Origin of the sequence: Mesorhizobium sp. M7A.F.Ce.TU.012.03.2.1, assembly GCF_004006095.1 — a bacterium.
Classification (GTDB): Bacteria; Pseudomonadota; Alphaproteobacteria; order Rhizobiales; family Rhizobiaceae; genus Mesorhizobium.
Genome location: NZ_CP034779.1, coordinates 5,026,922 through 5,043,951, shown reverse-complemented (window position 1 = coordinate 5,043,951; position 17,030 = coordinate 5,026,922). Strand labels below are relative to the sequence as shown.

Genomic DNA, 17,030 nt, shown 5'->3' with positions numbered 1-17,030 from the left:
AAAGCCTAAACAGCCTGCCGTTACGGCAGCGCTTGAGCGCGAAGGCCGACTGTTGCGAAGCGTTAGTTTTGAGTTAGGATTTCGTCAGGCTGGGATAGCAAATGCAAAGTGAGGACAGGGGCGCTGCAAATAGAATCTCACTCTTCGGCGGTTTCCGGATTGAAAATGAAACGGCCGGTCCGCTTCGGCTGACCGGGAAACGAGGGCCGGCAATCATCGCCTATCTGGCCCGATGTCCTGGCATGGCGGCGACGCGGGAGAGGCTGGCTGACCTCCTATGGGGCGACAGCGACGGCGAACATTCGCGCAACAGCCTTCGGCAAGCCCTCAGTGTCCTGCGCCAGGATCTGGCGCGAGAGGGGGTGGATCTCATTCATTCCAGCGGTGAGCTGATCGCCCTGAGGCCAGAGGCCGTTCAAGTCGACGTGGAGAAGTTCGAAACGGGTCTCTCGGCACGTTCCGCCCAGGACCTCGCGAAGGCCTTGGCGAACTACACCGGGCCCTTCCTCGACGGGCTTTACCTGGGAAGCAATGCGTTCGATGACTGGATCACATCGGAACGCGACAGGCTGCTCGGCCGCGCGCTTGAGTCCTTCGAAAAACTGGCCCGTCTCGTCGACCCTGATGCCGGGCTGATCCTGGCCGATCGTATTGTGACCATGGAACCGACACGGGAAGAATCCTATCGGCTCAAGATGGAATTGCTGCTCGCATGTGGCCAACGCGACAGGGCAATCAGGACATACGAAGCTTGCAGAAGCATGCTGAAGAAGGAGTTCGGCGTCGAAGCCGGCCCTGAAACGCGGGCGCTTTGGCAATCTCTGTTGCTTGCCGCCGACGACACCTCAAATGTGCAGTCGACAAGTGGTGTTCCGGCCAGCCAGCGCCTTGGGCGTCCCTCCATCAGCGTTGCCGACTTCGTCAATCTGACCGGAAAGCAAGGCGACGACTTTTTCGCCAAGGGACTTGTCCAGGACATCACGACAGCCCTCTCCGAAGTGGCCGACTATGTCGTGCTCGCCGCGCTTCCGCCCGAAAAGAGCGGTCCGGGCGAAGAAGCCAAGACGCCAGGGATACTCCGGGCGCGATATATGCTCAGCGGCAGCGTCCAGAGATCCGGCAATGGGTTGAGGGTGAATGTCCAGCTCGTCGATGCCGCCGGCGGCCACCACGTCTGGGCCCAGAAGTTCGACGGCCACTCCGAGAACGCGCTCGAATTCCAGGACAGGATCGCACAGTCTGTTGTACTTGCCGTGATCCTCGAACTTCAACTGACCAACTGGAAGGTTCGAGACAAAAGCCCGCCGGGTGCCCCTGAAGTGCGCAGGCTGGTCAACGAAGCTCTCATGAAATATTTTGAGATGACTCGGGACTCACTTCTGGTCGGGATAGAGCTTGCCGAGAAGGCCTTCTCGCTTGGTCCCGACAACGCCCGTGCAAAGCGGACGCTCTCGATCGTAATATCCATGGGCGTGGCGTTTGGTGCGCTGCCTCGGGAGCGAGGGGTGATCGAGCGTGCGGTCGAGCTTGCGGAAGCCGCGGTGCGGGCGGTACCGGACGATGAAATTGCCCGATGTATCTTGTCGTTCGCTCTCGAAAGTTGCGGTCGTATCGACGAGGCGATCGCCGAATGCCGCCACGCGATCAGCCTCAACCCAAGCTACCCGACTGGCCACGGCGATATTTCGATGCTCTTTGCGTTGCGCGGACAGGTCGACGAAGCGGTGCGCGAGGCCAACGAAGCAATCCGGCTCGGAACGCACGATGTGATCGACTTCTGGCGCCACCACGGCCTGGTTGTGGCGCTCTTCGCTGGCGGAGACAACCAGCGGGCGCTCGAAGCTGCCCGCAAAGTGGTCAGGACAAAGCCGGGCTTCGTTCGCGGCGCCCTTTACTGGGCCGCGACCGCGTCGGCCACCGGAAACAACGAAGAAGCGTCCCGGGCCATCCACCATTGCCTGTCACAACTTCCGCATCTCAATCTGAGCAATGTCTGCCCTGGCTTTGTGCCGCGCTATGTGAAGGATCATCACCATTCCCGGTTCCTTGAGATGCTGTCGAGGGCTGGCCTCCCCAGTTCCTAGCCACAGTCCAGTTTGCCTGGGGTGCCTGGAAGGTTTTCGAACTTTCTGTCGTGCAACTCCCGTCGAGATGCGCGCGCTTCTGAAGGAGGTCGGGACGTGTGGATCGTAAGCGGTGTTCTCAGGCCACGTCCTTAGCTCAAGCGCCCAGATATAGGTCCAAGGTAGCAGGCCGTCTATCTGGCTGTTCGGATGGCGGTTGAAGACCCTAGTGAGCACGTCGGCGAGATAGCCGAGTGGGTCGACGTCATTGAGTTTGCAGATTGCGAGGCTCACATTAGATTGTGATAAAATAGGTGTTGGAGAATTTTCCGGCCGCGCCAATGGCGCGGCTTGGGACCCCGACCTAAGAACGGCAGCAATGAGAAACTGATGATCTTGGCATGAGACACCATCGCCCAACAGAACGGCGCGTTACTATCAGACGAGATGTATCGTCATAAAATGGTCAGCCGTTCACCGAGTCCTTGAGAGCCTTTGCCGGCTGGAAGACGATCTTCTTCGATGCGGCGATCTTGATCGTGGCTCCAGTCGACGGGTTGCGGCCATCACGTGCTGGTTTGTTCTGTACCTTGAACTTGCCGAAGCCATTGAGGCTGATTTCCTCGCCCTTGGCAGCGGCTTCCGCAATGCCCTTCAACACATCCTCGACCACGGATTTCGCTTGGGTTTTCGACAGGCCGTGCGCGTCTGCAAGGCGTTCGGCAATATCGATCGTGTTTACAGCCATCGTTTCCATCCCTTCTGAATTGGTTCAACCGATTGGCCTTATGGCACAGGAAATTCCACACTGTCATCGGGTCATGGAACTGAATCCGGTGCAAACCAACGCTCGAACCGGGAATTTCCACCACTCTGTCTCGAAAGTCCCGCAGCGCATGACCTCGGCATCAGACGCCCGGCGTGTAGACGACCCTTTCCCAGCAATGCCTCGCCGGTGTGAGGCGTAATTGCACATTCGGCCATGCGGTGGAGGATCGGGTGTGACGGGAATCGTCACGGCATTTGGCGGCTTGGAAGCCGCTGCCCTCAGCAATCAATTGGCCTTCGGAGCTGCCCAAGCTCGACGATCCCAACTTCCCCGCTCCGCTCTACGCGAGCTTGGCCGAGACCGACACCGGGGGCGACTTCTCGCTCATCTGGTCACGACGCGCCGCGGAGTGGTCCGTCAAGCACTAAGCCCCGCCAAGGCGGGGCTTTGTCATGTTCAAGTCCGCCGATGCCTAAGCTCTGCCAGCATGAAGTCAAAAAAATGAGGATCCGAGGCCCAGGCGATGTTGACGCGGATGCCTGCCTTGGCAGGTTGGCGCTCCGGCGAAAACACGGTACCAGGTGCGATAAAAATCCCCTGGCGAGCGCCTTCCCGGGCGAGGGCGATGTCATCGACATAGTCGGGAAGTTCCAGATAGACGTAGTATCCACCTGTCGGCTCGGCAAAGAGCTTAAGACCCATCTTCTGAAGGCGGGGAACGACCGTCTCGGTGGCCTGCTGCACACGCTGCGCCAAACGCTTGAGGTGGCGCCGATAGTGACCTTCACTGATCAATCCATGGATCAACCGCTCAATGTGTCCTGAGCTGTTGACTGTCGTCAGCATCTTCAACTCGGCAAGGGAAGCGATAAGGTCGGGGCGCGCGGCGATATAGCCGCAGCGCAGGCTGGCCGACAACGTCTTGGCAAAGGTGCGCACGCAGATGACGTTCCGCAACTGGTCGAGAGGCGCAAGGCCAACGCCACGGACCGTCGGCAGGTCGACGAACGGGTCGTCCTCGACCACCAGCATGTCGCAGCGCGCGGCGATCGTCAGGATCGAGTGAGCCGTCGGCAGGTTGGTCGAGCTGCCGGTTGGATTGTGCGCAAGCGATTGTGTGAAGAACAGCTTCGGACGCTCGCGCTCGGCCTTGCCGGCGAGATCGTCGAGGTCCGGACCGGTCGGCGTCCGCTTCACGCCGATCATGCGGATCTGCGCCAGCTTCAGCTTGGCGAAAAGCGGGTAATAGCCGGGGTCGTCGACCAGCACGGTATCGCCGGCGACGAGGAAGCGGCGTATGATCAGGTCCAGTGCGTGGTTGGCGCCGAATGTCAGCAGGATTTGGTCCGGGCTCGCCTGCACCTCGCGCTCCATGAGGTCGAAGGCGAGGCGCTCGCGCAGCGCCGGCAGGCCCATCGCCGAACCATAGCCGTCGCTGCTGGACCTCTGGTGCCGGCCGAGCAGCCCGAGATGGCGCCGCACTTCCGATTCCTCCATCCATGAGGCGGGCGGCCGCCCGTCGCCGACGCGGATCGAAAAGCTCTCCTCCAACTGCGCATTGAGCAGCGAGGCGATGTCGACCGCTTCCGCGACATGGCGGGGACGCTCGCTCGGCGTCTGCCGGCGACGCTCGGCAACCATGAAGCCGGCGCCGGGCCGCGAAAACGCGATGCCCGCGGATACCAGCCGGTCATAGGCATCGACGATGGTGTTCTTGGAAACGTCGAATTGCTCGGCGGCCTTGCGTATCGACGGAAGCTTGGCGCCGACGGCAATCGAGCCGGTCTCGATGCGCCTTCTGATCTCTGCCGCCACGGCCTCGGCGCGCGTCATCCCAGAACATCCTCCGATGGGCTGCGTGCCCTGATATGGACTGGTACAGTTTGTCGCTGTTTCCTGTAGCTGTACCTTGATAGATGGTATCAGTTAAACGATAGCTGCCTCAACGACAAGCATTCGCAGGGAGGCGATCGTGATGGTGGCTGTCCAGGACAGCGGTGTCGAGCCGCGGCTGAATTCCCGCATCGAGAAATTCCGCGACCTGTCGCCGGCCGATCGCCTGGCGACGGTCGGCGACGCCGCTCGTCTTGGGCAGGCGGATCGCGATGCCTTGCGCGGCGGCGTCCTGCCGCTCGATCTCGCCAACGGCATGATCGAGAATGTGGTCGGCACTTTCGAGATTCCGCTCGGCGTCGCCACCAATTTCACAATTAACGGTCGCGATTACCTCATCCCGATGGCGGTGGAAGAGCCGTCGGTGGTCGCCGCCGCCTCCTACATGGCGCGCATCGCCCGCGGTTGCGGCGGCTTCGAGACATCGAGCACCGCACCGATCATGCGGGCACAGGTGCAGATACTCGGTCTGTCCGATCCGCACGGCGCACGCGCCAGGCTGCTGTCCGCCCGCGACCAGATCATCGCCGCCGCCAACGAGAAGGACCGGGTGCTGATCGGCCTCGGCGGCGGCTGCCGCGAGATTGAAGTGCAGGTGTTCGAGGAGACGCAAGTCGGACCGATGGTGGTGCTGCATCTGCTCGTCGACGTGCGCGACGCGATGGGCGCCAACACGGTCAATACCATGGCCGAGGCAGTCGCACCGATGATCGAGCGCATTTCGGGTGGCACCGTCCGGCTGCGCATCCTCTCCAACCTGGCCGACCTCAGGCTGGCGCGGGCGCGGGTGCGGCTGACGCCGAAGGCACTGGCGACGAAGGAGTTCACCGGCGAGCGTATCGTTGCCGGCATCGTCGAGGCCTGTTCGCTGGCGATCGTCGATCCTTACCGCGCGGCCACGCACAATAAGGGCATCATGAACGGCATCGATCCAATCGTCGTCGCGACCGGCAACGACTGGCGGGCGATCGAGGCCGGCGCCCACGCCTGGGCGGCGCGCGGCGGCCGTTATACGTCGTTGAGCCGCTGGGAGATCGACGCCGCCGGAAACCTCGTGGGGACGCTGGAAATGCCGATGGCGCTGGGCATGGTCGGCGGCGCCACCAAGACGCACCCGGCCGCGCGCGCAGCGCTGAAACTCCTCGGCGTGACCACGGCGCAAGAGCTTGCCGAGGTCACCGTCGCGGTCGGGCTGGCGCAGAACATGGCGGCGCTCAGGGCGCTGGCAACCGAAGGCATCCAGCGTGGACACATGGCGCTGCATGCCCGCAACATAGCCATCGTGGCGGGCGCGAGCGGCGCGAATATCGATGCGGTGGCAAAGGAACTTGCGGCGGATCACGATGTGCGCGTCGATCGCGCCAGGGAAATCCTGCTCAGACTGGGCAAAGAGGAGGCCTGAGCGGTGAGCGAGGCAGCCGCACGCGGAAATCAGGCTCGGCTTTCCAGCCTGCTCAAAAGCCAGGAAGGCATCGTGCTGGTGCTGGCGGTGCTGGCCTTCGTGCTGTTCTCGTTGCTGCTGCCGTCCTTCTTCAGCCCCGGCAACATCCTAGCCCTGATCAGAAGCGTCTCGATTCTCGGCATCCTGGCGCTGGGAATGGCGCTGGTCGTCATCGCCAGGGGCATCGATGTCTCGATGATCGCAACGATGGTGGTGTCGGTGTCCTGGGCCTTCGTGATCGCCCGCTCGGGCTATTCGCTGGAATTCGCGCTGCTGATCGGCGCGCTGTTCGCGGTGGTCGCCGGCGTGCTGATCGGGATGCTGATCGCTTTCGGCGAGGTCGCGCCGATCTTCGCGACGCTTGCCGCCGGCTCCGTCATCTACGGCCTTGGCCGAACCTTCTTCTTCACGCTGGAGATGCAGAATGTGCCGCCAGGCGCCGAATGGTTCTCGCTGATCGGGCAGGGCCGCATCCTCGGCGTCCCGGTGACGGTGGTGGTCTTTGCCATGCTTTGCCTGGCGCTGCATCTGGTGCTCAGCCGCACGCGGTTCGGCTGGCAGACCTATGCCATGGGCAACAATCCGGGCGCCGCCAGGATCACCGGCATTTCCAACCGGCCGATGATCGTCGCGCAATATGCGATCAGCGCGCTGATCGCCTACGGCGCCGGGCTGGTGCTTGCCTCGTCGGCGTCGGCGATCAACGCCCGGCTTTTCAATTCGACGATGATCTACGACATCCTTCTGGTCGTCGTGTTGGGCGGCATCGGCCTGAATGGCGGCCACGGCAAGGTTCGCAACGTCATTCTGGGCACGATCTTCGTCGGCATCCTGCTCAACGGCATGACGATCATGAACATCGCCTACACGATCCAGAACCTGGTCAAGGGCGTGGTCCTGCTTCTGGCCATCGTCATCGACTCGCTCGTCAACCCACGCGACGAGCAGACGTCCCAGCAAGGGGATCTCTGACACCAATTTCAACGCCAAAATGCAATGGGAGGAAACCATGCGACTTCTGAAAACGACAAAGTGGCTGGCCGCGGCCTGCATCGCGCTTGCCGGTATCGTCACCGCCAGCGCCCAGGACAAGGGCCTGGAAAATCCGCGCTCGACGACGTTCCACAAGACGCTGGAAGGCAAGAAGGTCGTCTTCCTGCCGCTGTCGATGGGTTTCGACCTGACCGAAGGCTGGGCGGCGGTGATGCGCCAGCAGGCCAAGCGCCTCAAGTATGATTTCGAGATCCGCGACCCCGCCTGGAGCACCGACGCGGGAACCCGCGCGCTGCAGTCGCTGATCAGCGAGAAGCCGGACCTGATCGTCGCGCACAATCCCGACATCCAGTCCTACGCCCGGTTGCTGGCTCAGGCGCAGGCCGCCGGCATCAAAGTTGTGCAGATCAACCTGGAATCGAACACCCAGACCGATTCGTATGTCGGCGCCGACTGGACCGAGATCGGCGAACAGGCGGCGCAGGCCGTGGTCGACAAATGCAGCCCCGGCAAGGGTGCTTCGACCAAGGTCGCTATCGACACCGGCGTGCCGACGGCGGCATCCGACGTGTTCCAACTCGACGGCATCTACCGTGTCTTGAACCAGCATCCCGACATCCAGGTCGTTTCGCAGCAGGCCACCGAATACAATCCGGAAAAGGCGCGCTCGATCATGGAGACCGTGCTGCAACAGCATCCGGATCTTTGCGGCGCCATCGGCATCTGGGACAATCAGGACACCGGCACGGCGTCTGCGATCCGGCAGGCCGGCAAGGGCGACCAGGTCTTCCTCGTCACAAGCGGCGGCGGCAACAGGGTCGGCTGCGAGAATGTCGAGAAGGGCCTGTTCAATCTCTACATCAGCTACAACGTGCCGCTGCAGGGCGAAATCCTGAATGCGGAGATCGCAAGGCTGCTGCTCTCCGACGGTACCGCCGGCGAGACCAAGACGCTCTATTTCAATCCTCTGACGCAGATCACCAAGGCCAACGTCAACCAGCGCAATTGCTGGACGCTGGACGATCTGAAGTAGGGAATCCTGACTTATGGCCACCAGCGATGCGCTTTCACGGCTGCGGTACCGGCTTTTGCCGGACCGCCTGTTCGGCGAATTGCTGACCAAGAGCTGGATCGACAACGTCATTCCGGCATTGGCGCTGGTGGTCACGATCCTCGTCATGACGTGGATCATCCCTGGCTATTTCTCGGTCGGCAACCTTACCGATCTCGCCCGCCAGGTGTCGGAATTCGGCCTGATCGCACTGGCGCTCACCATCGTCATCCTCTCGGGCGGCATCGACCTCTCGGTCGGCTCGATGTTCGCGCTATGCGTGCTTGCCGCCCTGGTATCGATGAACGTTGCCGGCCTGCCGGTCGGCGTGGCATTGATCGCGACGCTAGCCACGGGCCTCGTCTGCGGGCTGCTCAACGGGGTGCTGATCGGCTATCTCAGGCTGCGCGCCTTCATAACCACTCTGGTGACACTGGTCATCTACCGGGCGCTCTACGACATCATCTTTCCCCGGCTTGCCAGCGCGATCGTCGGCTCGATGCCGGTCTCCCCGACCTGGGACCTGATCGGCTTCGGCACCTTCTACGGCCTGCCCGTCTCCTTCGCCATTTTCGCCGTCATCGCCCTTGGCGCGCATATCGTCCTGTCAAGGCTAAGGCCAGGATGGCGGTTGCGCGCCGTCGGCGGTGCGCGCCGCTCCGCCTACAATGCCGGCATCAACGTCAAGCTGACGGTTTGCCTCGCCTATGTCGCATCGGGCCTGCTGACCGCGATCGCTGCCTTTCTGTTTTCCGCCCGGCTCGGCAGCACCGGCGCCGACACCGGCATAGGGCTGGAGATTTCCGTATTGACCGCCGTGGTGCTTGGCGGCGTTTCGCTGGGTGGCGGCCGCGGTTCGGTCGGCAATGCGGTGATCGGCTCCATCCTGGTGCTGATCCTGACCAGCGGCCTCATCCGCCTGTCGATGCCCGGCTCGGTCAACCAGCTGATCCTCGGTCTGGTGCTGATCGCCGCCGTGCTGTTCGACGCCAAATGGGTGAAGAACCGCGGCAAGCTGTTGAGCAAAGTCTATGTCTCGCCGACCTATCTGAAGCTGCCGAATTTGACGCCGCCGACCGGAACCGACGTGCTTGCCGTCAATGACAGGCTTGGCGCGGCGGAGCTCATAGGGCTTGGCGCGGTCGAAGGTCCCGAGGACGTCGTCCTCGACCGCGACGACAATCTCTATACCGGTACGCGGCACGGTACGATCGTCCGTTTCCTCGCGCCCGACTATGCGCGCAGCGAGGTCTTCGCCCGTATCGGCGGTCATCCGCTGGGGCTGGCCTTCGCGCCGAATGGCGACCTGCTCACCTGCGTCGGCGGCATGGGCGTCTACCGCGTCTCGCCGGACGGGACGGTGGCGAAGGTCACCGACGAAACCAATCGCAGCCTGCTGTCGGTGATCGACGATTCGCGGCTGAGGCTTCCCGACGATCTCGACATCGCGCCGGACGGGCGCATCTTCTTCAGCGAAGCGACGATCCGCTACGAAATGTCTGAATGGGCGGTCGATGCGCTGGAGGGCAGGGGCAACGGCCGGCTGATCTGCCACGATCCGAGGACCGGCTCGACCCGCACCATATTGCGCGGCCTGATCTTTCCCAACGGCGTCACCATTTGCCGCGACGGCCAGTCGCTGCTCTTTGCCGAGACATGGGCGTGCCGCATCAGCCGCTACTGGTTCGACGGACCGGACAAGGGCAAGCGTGAAATCTTCCTCGACAATTTGCCAGGCTATCCCGACAATCTCAACCGCGGCTCCGACGGAACCTACTGGATCGCGCTGCTCGGCATACGCACCAGAACCTTCGATCTCGCCATGCGCAAGCCGGGTTTTCGCCGCCGCATGGCCAAGCGGATCGCCGCCGACGAATGGCTGTTCCCCAACATCAATCGCGGCTGCGTGCTGCGCGTGTCGGAAACCGGCGAGATCATCGACGCGTTGTGGGACGAGGCCGGCGAAAACCATCCCTCGATCACCTCGACCTGCGAGCACAAGGGCTGGCTCTATCTGGGCGGCGTCTCCAACAACCGCATCGGCCGCGTTCGCATCGAAGGCGCCGATCCGCAATGGACGGCGCATGACGATTACTGGGGGAAGCGCTGATGGCGGGGTTAGGCACGTTCGTCCGCCGGCTGTTTTCGGCTGATGATGCCGGCATCAGCGTGCCGGCCATGGACGGCGTCTTCAAACCGGACAACCGTCTGGAAGAGGCGGAGCGGCTGCTGTCGCTTCCCGCCATCGACAATCTCGTTGCGTCGCCAGCGAGACTGCTGTGCAGCAGCGGCAACACGCTCTTCCGGATCGACCTTGGGAGAGCGGGCGCTTCGGCGGTAGCAATAGCGGAGTTCGCGGCGCCGATCAGCTTTGTCGCATCCGCGCCCGATGGCCGCCTTGCCGTCGGCATCGAGGGTGAGGGCCTGCAAATCGGGCAGCCGGGCACCTGGAGGCGCATCGGCTTGCCAGGCGGCGTGGCGTCCTGCCTCACCGCCGGGCTCTTTACCGTGGATGGCTCGCTCTACCTGTGTGTCGGCTCGCGCAAGCATCCGGCGCGCGACTGGAAGCGCGATCTGATGGAGGGCGGCAGCAGCGGCGTCGTGCTCGCCATCGATCCGGACAGCGGCTCCCAGCGTGAGCTTGCAGCCGGATTGGCATTTCCCAACGGCGCGGTCATGCTCGGCAACGGCCGTCTGGCGATCAGCGAAAGCTGGCGCCATCGTATCGTCGCCCTTGATCCGAAATCCCCCCATCCGGTGGCGATCCTGGAAAATCTGCCGGCCTATCCGTCGCGCCTGTCACCCGCTTCCGATGGCGGCTTCTGGATGGCGCTGTTCGCGCCGCGCCGCCAGCTTCTCGAACTGGTGCTGCGCGAGGACGATTATCGCCGCGAGATGATGGCGACGATCGATCCCGGCGAATGGATCGGGCCGGAACTCGCCGGATCGGCGCGGCCGGACCAGCCGCTGAGCCAGGGCTCGGTCCGGCAGATGGGCGTGCTGAAGCCGTGGGCGCCATCGCGCTCCTACGGCCTCGTCGCGCGCTGCGACGACAGCGGCCGGCCCAGCGAAAGCTGGCACAGCCGCGCCGACGGCAGCATGCATGGCGTCACCTCCGTCTGTGAGCATGGCGGCAGCGTCTACGCCGCCTCGCGCGGCTCCGGCACGCTGCTGCGCCTGCCCGGCGCGACATCCGGTGGAGCCCGGCATGGCTGATCCCCACGCGGCCGAGATCGTCCGGTTCCGCAAGGCCACCAAGGCGTTCGCCGGCAACGCGGCGGTGCGCGACGTCGATTTCACGCTGCGGCAAGGCGAGGTCCATGCGCTGCTCGGCGAGAACGGTGCGGGGAAGTCGACGTTGACCAAGGTGCTGGCCGGCCTCTACCCGCTGACGTCGGGCGAGATGCTGATTGACGGCAAACCGGTTGGCTTTTCCTCGCCCGCCGATGCCATGAAGCACGGCATCGCCATGGTGTTCCAGGAAACCAATCTCATCCCGTCGATGAATGTCGCCCAGAACATCTTCCTCGGCGAGGAGAGCTTCTTCAACCGGTTGCGCGGCATCAACATCAAGGCGCAGCAGCATCTGCAGCGGCTGAACTTCCATGTCGAGCCGACCGCGCTGGTGTCGACGCTCGGCGCCGCCAAGAAGCAGATGGTCGAGATCGCCCGCGCGGTTCACCACAAGGCCCGCATCTTCATCTTCGACGAGCCGACGGCGACGCTGACGCCGGAGGAAAAGCAGCACTTCTTCGCCCTGGTCGAGCGGCTGAAAGGCGAGGGCGCTTCCATCATCTTCATTTCACACGCGCTGGAAGAGGCGCTGTCGATCGCCGACCGCATCAGCGTGCTGCGCGACGGCGCGCTGATCGTCACCGACGATGCGCGCGATCTCACCCGCGAGAAAATCGTCCAGGCGATGGTTGGCCGGCAACTGACCGATGCGCTCTATGGCGACGATGCCGCCAAACGCGTCGCGCGCCGCCCGGGCGAAAAGGTGCTGGCGCTCGAGAACGTCTCGATGGGTAAGGCGGTGCGCAGCGCCACGCTGTCGGTCTTTGCCGGCCAGGTGACCGGGCTGTTCGGCCTGGTCGGTGCCGGCCGCACCGAAATGATGAAGATCGCGGCGGGCGTTTTGAAGCGTGACTTCTTCCATGGTGGCCGCATCACGCTGCGCGGCGAGGTGGTGCACTTCCGCGTGCCACGGCAGGCCGTGCGGCGCGGCGTCGCCTATATCACCGAGGACCGCAAGCTCGACGGCCTATTCGACACGATGGACATCGCCCAGAACGTATTCCTCGGCAAGCTGGCCAAAGGCTCCAACCCGGTCTCGGTAATCGGCCTTGGCGAAGCGCGCCGGCAATCGGCCGAATGGATCGAGACGATGAAGGTCCGCACGATCGGCGCCAATGCTCGGGTGGTCGAGCTTTCCGGCGGCAATCAGCAGAAAGTGGTCATCGCCAAATCGCTAATCCAGGCGCCGTCGCTGATCATCTTCGACGAGCCGACGCGCGGCGTCGATGTCGGCGCCATCGCCGAGATCCATCAGATTATCGAGCGGCTTGCCGATGCGGGCGCGGCCGTCGTCGTTATTTCGTCCTATCTGCCTGAAATCCTCAATCTGTCGGACCGCATCCTGGTGGCGCGCCAGGGCCGTATCGTCGAGGAGATGACCATCGACGAGGCCTCCGAAGAAAAGATCATGTATGCCGCCGTCCATTGAATCGCCCGGTGGGGATCGGCAGGCCACGATCGTCGAAGTCGGTCCGCGCGACGGCCTGCAGAACGAAAAGCGGCTGGTCTCGACCGGGCAGAAGCTGCGCCTGATCGGCATGCTGGCCGATTGCGGCTTCGCCCGCATCGAGGCGACGGCTTTCGTCTCGCCGAAATGGGTGCCGCAGATGGCCGATCATGATGAGGTCATGCGGCGCGCTGTGCGGCGTCCGGGGCTTATGCTGTCCGCGCTGGTGCCCAACGAGCAAGGTGCGCGGGCCGCGATCTCGGCCGGCGCGCAGGAACTCGCGGTCTTCACCAGCGCCTCCGAGACGTTTTCGAAACGAAACACCAATTGCACCATCGAGGAAGGGCTGGCTCGTTTTGTGCCAGTGATCGCGCTGGCCGCCGAGCATTCCTTGCCGGTGCGGGGCTATGTCTCCTGTGCCGTCGATTGTCCCTATGAAGGCCCGATCGAACCCGGCGCGGCCGCGAGAGTTGTCGCGCGCCTGCGCGATCTCGGCTGCGCCGAAATCGCCGTTGCCGACACGATCGGCAGGGCGACACCCGAGCGCGTGCATGCCATGGTGCTGGCAACCCTCGAAGAAGCAGAGGCTGCGCGGCTGGCCGGGCATTTCCACGACACCGGCGGCCTGGCGCTCGCCAACGTCGATACCGCCTGGGACCTCGGGCTCAGGGTGTTCGATGCCGCTGCCGGCGGGCTAGGCGGCTGTCCCTACGCGCCCGGTGCGGCCGGCAATCTTCGCAGCGGCGCGCTGGTGGCGCACCTTGCGTCGAAAGGGATTTCCACCGGCATAAATCGCGAATTGCTGGCCGGCATCGAAACCATGCTTGCCGAGGGTAAGTTTTTCGCCGAGCCATAAAACCACGACAACCCCGCAGCAAGTTTGCCTGAAATCAGTGCCGTCCCGATCTTCGGGGCTGGCGTCTCGGAAAATGCGACACGAGCTATATATTGCTGCCTTGGCTGCCCGCTCGGCTTAGAAAAATTTGACGAGGCATCGAATTTTTGGCGCGCGTGCCGCCCTTGTTGTGAACGTCAGTACCAATGCCCCGATCGCCTTCACACCGAATGGAGAGTGTCGGCGATCGTTCCCATCAGGTTCTGCATGTCGATCCGCATTGGCTGATTGATCGCTTTCGGCCCGAAGAGGTCCTTGTACAGTTCTACAATCAGGGACGGACTGGGCTTCCTGGAAGCTTTTCGAACTTTGCGTCGCGCCTCAGCCCCGTCAGGAAGTCGATGCCTCCTCAAATTTTCCCCAATACCGAATCTAAGTGACAATTTGTCCCATAAGCACTCGCACCTCCGTCGAGACCATTCGCGAACTACATTCTCGGTTCAACACGCAACATCTCTTCGCGCGAGTGACCGGCCTCTCAAGCACCGACCTATCGCTGATCCGCTGCAGCACTCTTTGCGGCCATAGCCGATCCGTTGTAGGCGTGCATCTGCGCCAGCTTCGCCATGCGCTGGGCGGCTTCCGCGAGCGCCGAGCAATGCTGCTTGAAGTTTTGCTCTATGATCTGACCGTAGGGTCCCGTAAGTCCCACCGCGTACATCACCTCACCGCTCGTCGGCCTTATCGGAAATGCGATCGAGCCTAAGCCCGGAACATGCTCGGCCAGGTCCATGGCATAGCCCTGCTGCCGAACCTCCGCCAATTCCCTGGTCAACTCCGCGATCTTCGTTTTAGTCCGATCGGTATAGCTGCGCAGCTCGGTCGCCAGGATCCTGTTCACGGTCTCCTGCGGATGAAACGCAAGGATCGCCTTGGCCGAAGCGGTCGCATTTACAGGCATGGCCATACCCGGCATGACATAGGTCCGGACCGGAGTGTCGGGCGCGACGCAGGTGACCGAGCGCACCTCGGTACCGTCGAACTTCGACAGGAACGCCGACTGGCCGGTGCGGTCGGCCAAATCCTGAAGCGGTCGCTGCGCGAGCGTCGTCAGCCAGCCGCTATCCGGAGACATCTGTAGCAGCTGCAGCAAGCGATCGCCGAGGCGGTATGTCCGATTGCGAACGCTCTCGGCGGTGATCATCCCGCTTTCGATCAAGGCATGCAGCAGCCTGTTGATCGTGGTTTTGGGCAGTCCAAGCGTCGTTTCGAGCTCGATCGCCGTCAAGCCATGCTCGAACGGCGCGACCGTTTCCATGATCGAGATGTAGCGCTCGAGGGGACTGTCCTTGGCGCTCGGCTTCTTCGATTTCGTATTCAAGGGCACCTACGCCGATCTGACAATTGCGACTGCAAGAAGGTTATCGTTCAAAACAGACATGAGGGGCAAGGTCGGTCTCTCGTTATCCCGCCGCGCGTCGAGTCCGAGGGGCTCCGTAGAATAGCCGAAGGCCGCACGCCCTCGACTGTCGGGCTCCGCCAGGTAACCCGAACCCGAAATCTCCTCACGAATAATACCGAAATTCGGTATTATTTCCATTTTATGGTCCCCTCGATTGACTCGCAAGCCAAATCCTGATTATCGGGATAAATACCGATTTTCGGAGGAACTTGAAATGGCTGAACTCCCGCGTGTGACCTACTCGAACATCGGGGTGGATTTTTCCCCTGTTCACGCTCACCTCGATGCAATGATCCCGGATTTCGAGAAGAACACACTGGGTCGCGAGTGGTCGACGCCGTTTGCGACTGGCGCTCGGAAAGAGATCCTGAGCCCTATCGACAAGAAGATCTCTCTCGGCAAGTTCCCGGTTTCAACCCCGTCAGACGTCAAGTCCGCGATCCAGGCAGCCCGGGCCGGCGCGAAGACCTGGAACCGTTCGACTCTGGACGATCGCCTTGCATTCGGCGCCCGCTGGCGAGAGGCACTGGCGGAGCGGAAATATGACCTCGGTTTGGCGGCGCTCTACGAGATCGGAAAGTCCCGCATCGAGGCAGTCGGCGAAGCCGAGGAATGCCTCGACATGGTCGAGTACTACGCATCGGAGATGAAGGCGAACAACGGGTTCGTCCGGCCCATGAACGTGTTGGTCGAAAACGAGACTGCTACGAGCGTCATGAAGCCCTATGGCGTCTTCGCGGTCATCGCTCCTTTCAACTTTCCGCTCGCCTTGTCGATCGGCATGGTCACGGGTGCGCTGTTGACAGGCAATGCGGTGGTCTACAAGCCGTCGCCGGGTTGCGCGCTGACCGGACTGCTGATTGCCGAAACGCTTCGCAAAGCGGGCTTGCCCGAAGGTGTTTTCAACATCGTGCTTGGCGATGGAGAGGTGGGGCGCCTTCTTGCCACCGACAACGGCATCGACGGCGTTGCATTCACCGGCTCCCATAAGACCGGCATGAGCATCTTCCGTCATATGGCAACGCTGCCCCACATGAAGCCCGTCATCGCCGAAATGGGTGGCAAGAACCCCGCCTACGTGACGAGCAAGGCCGACCTCGACCGCGCGGCGCAGGGGGTGGCGCGCTCCGCTTTTGGCCTGCAAGGCCAGAAGTGCTCCGCATGCTCGGTCGTGTATGTCGACGAGAAGGTCAAGGCGGAATTCATCGAGAAACTGGTAGCGTTCGCTGGAAAGCTGGTGGTCGGAGATCCTCGTAAGGCCGAGACCTTTATGGGCCCTGTCTATGGCGACGCCACAGTCGGCGGTTTCCAGGCAGCGCTGTCGGAAGTCGAGGGCAAAGGCAAGGTGCATTTTGGGGGCGCCGCCCTGGGCCAGGGATTTGCGAACAACTACGTCCTGCCGACGGTCGTCGAACTTGATGGTCCGGGCCGGCTGACCCGCGACGAACTCTTCATGCCTTTCGTGGTCGTCCGCGGTTTTGATAGTCTCGATGCCGCGATCGAAGAGGGCAACGACATCGCCTACGGATTGTCGGCCGGCATCTTTACCAACGACCAAAAAGAGTTGCGTCACTTCCTCGACACCGCCGAAGCGGGGGTTCTCTATGCCAACCGTGCGAGCGGCGCAACGACGGGTGCATGGCCAGGCGCGCAGCCATTCTGCGGCTGGAAGGGCACCGGGGTCAGCGGCAAGGGCGGTCTCGGCTCCTGGTTCCTGCCACAGTACCTGCGCGAGCAGAGCCACACGATCATGACCAAGTGATCGAAAGAGGTCGCGCCCTT

General features: G+C 62.7%; 12 protein-coding genes and 2 pseudogenes. 10 read left to right on the top strand and 4 right to left on the bottom strand.

Going from position 1 to position 17,030, the window contains the following annotated elements:
• The first annotated feature begins 101 nt into the window (after positions 1-101).
• Positions 102-2,084: a BTAD domain-containing putative transcriptional regulator gene (locus tag EJ079_RS24990; protein ID WP_127810439.1), complete on the top strand. Its 1,983-nt coding sequence runs from the start codon at positions 102-104 to the stop codon at positions 2,082-2,084.
• A 168-nt stretch (positions 2,085-2,252) separates the two neighbouring features.
• On the opposite strand, the pseudogene EJ079_RS24985 reads toward EJ079_RS24990, so the two are convergent.
• Both EJ079_RS24985 and EJ079_RS24980 read right to left on the bottom strand, forming a co-directional pair.
• Positions 2,253-2,357: pseudogene (locus EJ079_RS24985) on the bottom strand (transposase domain-containing protein); the annotation flags it as partial.
• 172 nt (positions 2,358-2,529) lie between these two features.
• A complete protein-coding gene (locus EJ079_RS24980) occupies positions 2,530-2,811 on the bottom strand; it encodes an HU family DNA-binding protein (RefSeq protein WP_095089546.1) in 282 nt (93 codons plus the stop codon).
• A 329-nt stretch (positions 2,812-3,140) separates the two neighbouring features.
• On the opposite strand from EJ079_RS24980, the pseudogene EJ079_RS24975 reads away from it, so the two are divergent.
• A pseudogene (locus tag EJ079_RS24975) lies at positions 3,141-3,260 on the top strand (DUF736 family protein); the annotation flags it as partial.
• Positions 3,261-3,288: 28 nt separating this feature from the next.
• Here the strand turns inward: EJ079_RS24975 and EJ079_RS24970 are convergent.
• Positions 3,289-4,665, bottom strand: coding sequence for a PLP-dependent aminotransferase family protein (locus tag EJ079_RS24970; protein WP_127380140.1), 1,377 nt, complete (start codon positions 4,663-4,665; stop codon positions 3,289-3,291).
• A 142-nt stretch (positions 4,666-4,807) separates the two neighbouring features.
• On the opposite strand from EJ079_RS24970, the gene EJ079_RS24965 reads away from it, so the two are divergent.
• From EJ079_RS24965 to EJ079_RS24935, 7 genes are read left to right on the top strand one after another with little or no spacing between them, the layout of a single operon-like run.
• Complete coding sequence (locus EJ079_RS24965; RefSeq protein WP_127811398.1) at positions 4,808-6,127, top strand: hydroxymethylglutaryl-CoA reductase, degradative; 1,320 nt, start codon at positions 4,808-4,810, stop codon at positions 6,125-6,127.
• Between the two features lie 3 nt (positions 6,128-6,130).
• Entirely contained in the window at positions 6,131-7,138 is a 1,008-nt protein-coding gene (locus EJ079_RS24960; RefSeq protein WP_127270346.1) for an ABC transporter permease, read from the top strand.
• 37 nt (positions 7,139-7,175) lie between these two features.
• Positions 7,176-8,192, top strand: coding sequence for a sugar ABC transporter substrate-binding protein (locus EJ079_RS24955; RefSeq protein WP_164873851.1), 1,017 nt, complete (start codon positions 7,176-7,178; stop codon positions 8,190-8,192).
• A gap of 13 nt (positions 8,193-8,205) precedes the next feature.
• Positions 8,206-10,320 (top strand): SMP-30/gluconolactonase/LRE family protein, encoded by a 2,115-nt coding sequence (locus tag EJ079_RS24950; RefSeq protein ID WP_127810437.1) that lies wholly within the window; start codon positions 8,206-8,208, stop codon positions 10,318-10,320.
• Complete coding sequence (locus tag EJ079_RS24945; protein WP_127810436.1) at positions 10,320-11,426, top strand: strictosidine synthase; 1,107 nt, start codon at positions 10,320-10,322, stop codon at positions 11,424-11,426. The genes EJ079_RS24950 and EJ079_RS24945 overlap by 1 nt, the downstream gene beginning before the upstream one ends.
• A complete protein-coding gene (locus EJ079_RS24940) occupies positions 11,419-12,933 on the top strand; it encodes a sugar ABC transporter ATP-binding protein (protein WP_127810435.1) in 1,515 nt (504 codons plus the stop codon). Before EJ079_RS24945 ends, EJ079_RS24940 begins: the two co-directional genes overlap by 8 nt.
• Entirely contained in the window at positions 12,917-13,807 is an 891-nt protein-coding gene (locus tag EJ079_RS24935) for a hydroxymethylglutaryl-CoA lyase (protein WP_127810434.1), read from the top strand. The genes EJ079_RS24940 and EJ079_RS24935 overlap by 17 nt, the downstream gene beginning before the upstream one ends.
• A 529-nt stretch (positions 13,808-14,336) precedes the next feature.
• Here the strand turns inward: EJ079_RS24935 and EJ079_RS24930 are convergent.
• Complete coding sequence (locus EJ079_RS24930; protein WP_256746366.1) at positions 14,337-15,173, bottom strand: IclR family transcriptional regulator; 837 nt, start codon at positions 15,171-15,173, stop codon at positions 14,337-14,339.
• A 289-nt stretch (positions 15,174-15,462) separates the two neighbouring features.
• Here EJ079_RS24930 and EJ079_RS24925 point away from each other — a divergent pair, with 289 nt between their 5' ends.
• Positions 15,463-17,010: an aldehyde dehydrogenase family protein gene (locus EJ079_RS24925; RefSeq protein WP_127810433.1), complete on the top strand. Its 1,548-nt coding sequence runs from the start codon at positions 15,463-15,465 to the stop codon at positions 17,008-17,010.
• Positions 17,011-17,030 lie beyond the last annotated feature (20 nt).